Genomic DNA, 6,234 nt, shown 5'->3' with positions numbered 1-6,234 from the left:
CGACTTGTAAGGGGAATACTACATCTTTATCCTGATACCTACCTGGTATTTGGAGTACCGCTGATTGGGATAATTATAGCTATTTTAATTATGGCAGTTCTGGCCTGGTATGGTGGTAGAATTTATCTGTGGGATTTGAATGTTATTTACGGAAGTGTTTTAAAAAAGCTGGATGAATTATTGACTGATTTAGAAAGTTTAAGGAGTTGAACACCTCTCTTAAAGGTTCATTTACATGGCCTTTTAGATTTTTCATAAAAAAAAGATTATTTTGTATGTAATAATTATTGCATTGAGCCACTAACCAGGAAAACATTAAATATTATGACATTACAAGAAGCTTATAATTTTTTCGAAAGTTTAAAAATTGAAACCACCAAAAAGTCGGAAATAAGGATTTATGAAAAATTTCTTCATATACTTTCCGAATTGAAAAACAGAGATTTCACAACAGATGAAATTCAATCCATCGAAACAGAACTCGATAGTTTGAGTTTAAAATCGAATCCTGAAAACAGGAAAAAATACTTTGGCAAAGCTCTCCATAAATTAAATGAATACTTAAAAAGTACATTTTCCCTGATACCAGGTGGCTATTATATTACTTACGGAATAGCTATTGGAGTAGCCTTTGGGCCTGTGCTGGGCGTTCTTTTTGGCCAGTTTTTTGAAAAGTCTTTGGGCATTTCAATAGGAATTAGCATCGGCATTGTCGTCGGATTATTAGCAGGACAATATCTTGATTCTCAGGCAAAAGCCGCGGGAAACGTTCTTTAACCTCCAATACTGCAAACACCTTCAATTACTAAACAATAAGCATTGTTTTCTTTTTACACTTCGGCTAAAAAATTTGGCTTAAACACTTACATTAAAAATTTAACGAATATGAAATCACCTGTATTAACAACCATTTTAATAGCTATTTGCATGGTAAATGCTTTTTCTCAAAACCTGTCAGGTGTTTGGCATGGAAAGGCAAAAACTCCGGATAACAAAGAGATTCTTTTTGTATTTCTTTTTGAAAACAACGCCAATGGCATAACTTCAACTATGGCTGTTCCTTCTTTTAATGTTTCAGACATCAAACCAAAAGCAACCACTTTTAAAAATAGGAAATTAATTATTGATGGTTCAAATGTAGGAATGAAATACGAAGGAATATTTAACGAAACTACCAATCTGATTGAAGGTACTTATACTGAAGGAGGCGTTTTACTTGCTTTAAACTTAAAAAGAGGGAATCCTGAAATGGCAAAAATCAACAGGCCACAGGAACCTGCAAAACCTTATCCTTATTATGAGGAACAAGTTATTTTTGAGAATACTGATGCAGGTATCTCTCTTTCAGGAACATTTACACGACCAGCGCAAAAAGGAAAGTATCCGGTGGTTGTTTTAATAAGTGGAAGTGGCCGCCATGACAGGGATGGAAGCATGATGACGCACCGGCCATTTTTGGTATTGTCGGATTATCTTACACGAAAAGGCATAGCTGTGTTGCGTTATGATGACAGAGGATTTGGAGAATCTACAGGTGATTTTAGTAAAGCCACAACTGCCGATTTCGCACAAGATGTTTTAAGTGCCGTTCACTATTTAAAATCAAGAAGCGACATTAACCCTGATCAAATAGGATTAATCGGGCATAGCGAAGGAGGCATTATTGCTCCACTGGCAGCAAATCAAACTTCAGATATTTCATTTATTGTAGCGTTGGCTGCGACAGGAATTCCGGGTAGTGAAGTGGCTGTGATGCAAGCAAAATCATTAAGACCTTTTCCGGTTCCTGATGAAATTATATTTGCAAAGAATGTAAAAAAATCAATCGAAATTGCCACCTCAGAAGCAGAAATGTCAGCCAAAAGAAACGCATTAAATGCTCATAATGTAGCTTACCTGGTACCGATATTAAAATCGTTAGGTGCTGCCGATGAGAATATTTCTGCTTTTCTAAAAAAAGAAACAGAGACTGTTCTAAGGCCATGGAATATATTTTTTTACAATTATAATCCGGCAAATGAATTCAAAAAATTACAAATACCTGTGCTCTCTTTAAACGGAAGTAAGGACCAGCAAGTTGATGCTGCCATAAATCAAAATGCAATACGCAATGCATTAATTCAGGGAGAAAATAAAAGCTACAAGATTGTTGAGTTGGAAAATTTAAACCATTTATTTCAGGAATGTAAAACGGGTAACTTGAATGAATATAAAGAGATAGAACAAACAATGTCGCCAACTGCATTAAAAGAAATTTCAAATTGGATTTTTGAAATAATTTTAAAAATAATCCATTCTAAATATTAATCATAAAGAAATAAGCACATGATCGGGTAAAAACACCTTTGAAAAGCTCTTCCCGAGCGGAAATCAGACTTGTTTGACTGGCCTATATCAGTTTCTTATTCTTCAACATATTTTTCAGATTATCCTGTTTTTTCCAAAACCGGTCTTTAATTTTCAGGAGGATTCCATCAAACTCCGGATGGCTTTTTAAGGGTTCCATCAACGGGTCCAATTCCATAAACAACAATATCCAGTACTGGTAATTATCTTGTGTCGCGAATATTTTGAGTTGTTCAATCGCTTTGTCGTTCTTTCCTTCATAGGCATACAATACCGCCATACTGGCACTTTTGTAAATTGACTGGTCCTTTTCGCAATACCCGGCATACGCATTAAAAAAATTTGTGGCCTGTTCTTCGAATCCCTTCTTTTTGTAAACGAAGGCAATTTTAATATCTTCCTGCGGGTAAATGTCCAGGCCATTGGTTTCTCTGGCCCTGACGAATTTTTCGTAATAATGGAAGGCACTGTCATAATCTTCCTGAAAATACCAGACTTTGGCCACCTCCTGCAAGATATCCAGGCGGGTAGTATCTTTTTTCCACTCCTTTATCAACCGGTTTTTCATTTTTTCTGTATTGCCGTCTTTGGCGTACAGGATAAATGCTTTCAGAAATGGCGCATAATAATTTTCGGGATTGTAGTCCAATGATTTATTGATATATGAAACCGCCTCATCCACAAAACCGGTTTGAATAAGTGCATTACTCAGGTGTAAATAATTATAACTTTGTATTACAGAATCATTGGCTGCTACATCAAGTTGAATTCCTTTCAATGCATATTCAAGGTATTTTTCAGTATTGGGAATTACACGGGCATATAAATCGGCAAGCATCTGTACCACTGCTGCTGAATTGGGATTATACTCCAGGGCCTTCTCCAGATGTGGCAAGGCCAGGTGATATTCCTCAATCTGCAGATAGTAAAGCGCTTTGGCAATGAGGCTTTCAGCCGATCTGGAATCGAAAAGCAGGGCTTTGTCTGCATAGTTGTTGATTCGTTCAGTATAGTGTTTTTGTTTCTGTGATAAATCAAGAAAAAAATAGGAAATGGCTATATTGGCATAGGCCAGGGCAAACTGCCCGTCGTTTTCAATCGCCTTCTCAAACAGGGGAATTGCCCTTTCCAAACCTTCCCTGGTTCTGGCATAAAAAGGATCAAGTGCCTGAAGGTAATAATCATAGGCTTCCAAACTTTCAGTAGGTATTTTCTCAATTTGTTTTATTTCGGCAGGTGTCACTACGGCTTCAATAGCATCTGCAATTTTTCGGGCCACTTCATTCTGAAGCGCAAATACATCTCCTACTTTGCGACTGTATTGTTCCCCCCAAACCGGCCTGTCGCCTGAAGCTTCAATTAACTGGATATTGAGCAGAACCTGGTCTCCCACCCGCTGCCCGCTGCCCTCTACCAGATAGTTCACATTTAATTCATCAGCTATATCAGGAATCCCCTTTTGCGTATTCCTGTACTGCTCAACCGAGGTTCTGCTGATAACGCGCAGGTCTCCGATTTTTTGCAGGTTGTTCAGTGTGGATTGCATCAGCCCGTTTACGAAATAGAGGTTCAGTGTATCGCTGCTTTCATTTTTGAACGGTAACACGGCAATCGATTTTTCAATTTCAGCAGGAACTGTATTTTCTTTTCTGAACAATAAAACGGATAGAACGATTACTGCCAGAGCCGCCGCTGCTATTAGGTGCCAACGGTATTTACCGATAAAATTTGCCTGAACATCTACATTTTCATCCGGCATTTTCCCTTTTCTTACCTCACCGGGTGAATACCCATATTGTTCGCGAAAACATTTTATAAAATAGGAAGTGTTTCCAAAACCTGTCTGGTACGAAATCTCAGCAACCGTCAATGCAGTTTGCTGAAGCATCTCCAACCCTTTTGTAAGTCGAACCTGACGAATAAACTGACTTGCCGAAAGTTCCGTTTGCGTCTTGATTTTTCGGAGTAAACTGGAACGGCTCATATTCATAGCATCTGCCAGTTCGGAAACCCCGAATTGTTCATTCGGGAGGTTTTCCAAAATAATCGCTTCCGCTTTTTCAATAAAATCTGAACCAAAAACTGATGTATCTGACATGCTTATTCTTATTCAAACGAAAGTAGAAAAATTTATGCAAATGGATACAAATTGGCAGTTCTCAGAATAAGAAAAATGGCCACTTGCTTCAAATTTGTTATTTGTGCTTCATATTTTTTATGCCTGGCTCAAACTTAACACTTTTGGCTGCATACCTATTAGGCCTTGCATTCATGAATGCTTCATCTTTGTAAAACAATTTTCAAAGTCAAATATTAAAAATTAAAATCATGAAAATGTTAAAAATGAATTCTCTTAAAATGTACGTAAATTTTTCGGTACAGGGAAATCGCTTTTAAACAATAAATTGTTCATATCTAATTATCTATAAGTTGATAATAAGCTAATTAATAACTATTTTAGTATTGTTGATTTTGGGCAGTGTCCAAAAAAATGAAAAACATTTCAGGACAAAACCCTACTGAACAGAATAATTATTTTAAAAAACACTTTTCTGACTTGAAAGATCCAAGACGTACTACCAAAGGGCACTACTATTATCCGCTCGAAGAAATTCTATTCCTGGTTATCGCTGCCGTCTTAAGTGGTGTTGAGGACTGGACATCCATTGAGATTTTTGGAAATGACAAAATCGAATGGTTACGGCGTTTTTTTCCTTACAAACATGGAATACCCTCACACGATGTGTTGGGAAAACTTTTTAGCAGGTTAGACCCGGTAAAGTTTAGTGAATGTTTCACCCGGTGGGTGAACACAATTTCACGTTTGACAGAAGGAGAGGTAATTGCAATAGATGGCAAGAGCATTTGTGGCTCAGGAGATACGGGCAGCCCCAAATCAGCACTTCATATCGTATCTGCTTACGCTACCGAAAATAAATTGTGCCTTGGGCAGGTGTCCGTTGATAAAAAGCACAATGAGATTGTAGCCATACCCAAGGTATTGGAGGTATTGGCAGTAAAAGGGTGTATTGTTACCATTGATGCTATGGGGTGCCAAAAAGAAATTGCTCGTCAGATAATAAAACAAGGTGGTGATTATGTATTGATGGTAAAAAATAACCAACGGGAATTAAAGGAGCAAACAGAAAAATTATTTAACTATTACAAGTCACCGGATAAAAATGAAGCAGTGAGCTCCGGGCATGGCAGAGTAGAAACAAGGGTATGTGAAGCCATAGGCGATTTGGAATTTATGGATGAAAAAGAAAACTGGCCAGGGCTTAAATCGGTAGTGCGCATTACATCTTCACGCTTCATTAAAAAAACGGGGGAGGAATCAACCGACACAAGATACTATATATCTTCGCTTGAATCCAATGCCCGAAAACTTAATAAAGTTGTACGCTCTCACTGGGCAATAGAAAATAACCTTCACTGGACATTAGATGTAATATTCAATGAAGACAGGAAATTAAAAAAGAAAGATTTTTCCGCAGCCAATTTCAATATTATTAATAAGATGGCACTTGCAATACTGGAGAAAGACAAAACTTTTAAAGCCTCAAAAAAACAGAAAAGACTTAAAGCTGCTTTAAATGACAGCTATCGCGAAAAATTGTTAAAATGTTAAAAGCGATTTCCCTGATTCCTAAAATTCTGATTTTGCTACTCATGCCATTTTTCAATGGTATGCTGTGCCTTTATTTCCTTTAGCATCTCAGCCATTTCCTTAAGTTTCTCAGGATTTTCACCGGCAAGATTGTGTTCTTCTCTCGGGTCGGCCTCCAGATCGAAAAGGTATTCAGTATTCTCCAATACCGGTCGGTGCATTTTATTCTCTTCGCCCTGGTTGTGTCGGTCATAAGCCCAGGCAGAACGTTCATTGGC

Annotated in this window: 6 protein-coding genes; 4 read left to right on the top strand and 2 right to left on the bottom strand. The window is 37.6% G+C overall.

Going from position 1 to position 6,234, the window contains the following annotated elements; all coding sequences use genetic code 11:
- The 3 genes from VJ937_RS05660 to VJ937_RS05650 form a co-directional block, all read left to right on the top strand.
- A partial coding sequence (locus VJ937_RS05660) for a hypothetical protein (protein ID WP_324065917.1) occupies positions 1-210 on the top strand: 210 nt, incomplete at its 5' end.
- A 114-nt stretch (positions 211-324) separates the two neighbouring features.
- Complete coding sequence (locus tag VJ937_RS05655) at positions 325-777, top strand: hypothetical protein (protein ID WP_324065916.1); 453 nt, start codon at positions 325-327, stop codon at positions 775-777.
- Positions 778-885: 108 nt separating this feature from the next.
- Positions 886-2,307, top strand: a complete 1,422-nt coding sequence (locus tag VJ937_RS05650; protein WP_324065915.1) for an alpha/beta hydrolase family protein — start codon at positions 886-888, stop codon at positions 2,305-2,307.
- A gap of 82 nt (positions 2,308-2,389) precedes the next feature.
- Here the strand turns inward: VJ937_RS05650 and VJ937_RS05645 are convergent, their stop codons facing one another.
- Positions 2,390-4,444, bottom strand: a complete 2,055-nt coding sequence (locus VJ937_RS05645) for a helix-turn-helix domain-containing protein (protein WP_324065914.1) — start codon at positions 4,442-4,444, stop codon at positions 2,390-2,392.
- 393 nt (positions 4,445-4,837) lie between these two features.
- On the opposite strand from VJ937_RS05645, the gene VJ937_RS05640 reads away from it, so the two are divergent.
- On the top strand, positions 4,838-5,977 hold the full coding sequence (locus VJ937_RS05640; protein WP_324065913.1) for an ISAs1 family transposase: 1,140 nt from the start codon (positions 4,838-4,840) through the stop codon (positions 5,975-5,977).
- A 35-nt stretch (positions 5,978-6,012) separates the two neighbouring features.
- Here VJ937_RS05640 and VJ937_RS05635 read toward each other — a convergent pair.
- On the bottom strand, positions 6,013-6,234 hold a 222-nt coding region (locus VJ937_RS05635), incomplete at its 5' end, for a hypothetical protein (protein ID WP_324065912.1).

The organism is Salinivirga sp., from assembly GCF_035268865.1.
Classification (GTDB): domain Bacteria; phylum Bacteroidota; class Bacteroidia; order Bacteroidales; family Salinivirgaceae; genus Salinivirga.
Note: the sequence above shows the minus strand (reverse complement) of the source record. Positions and strands in the feature narration are given on the sequence as shown.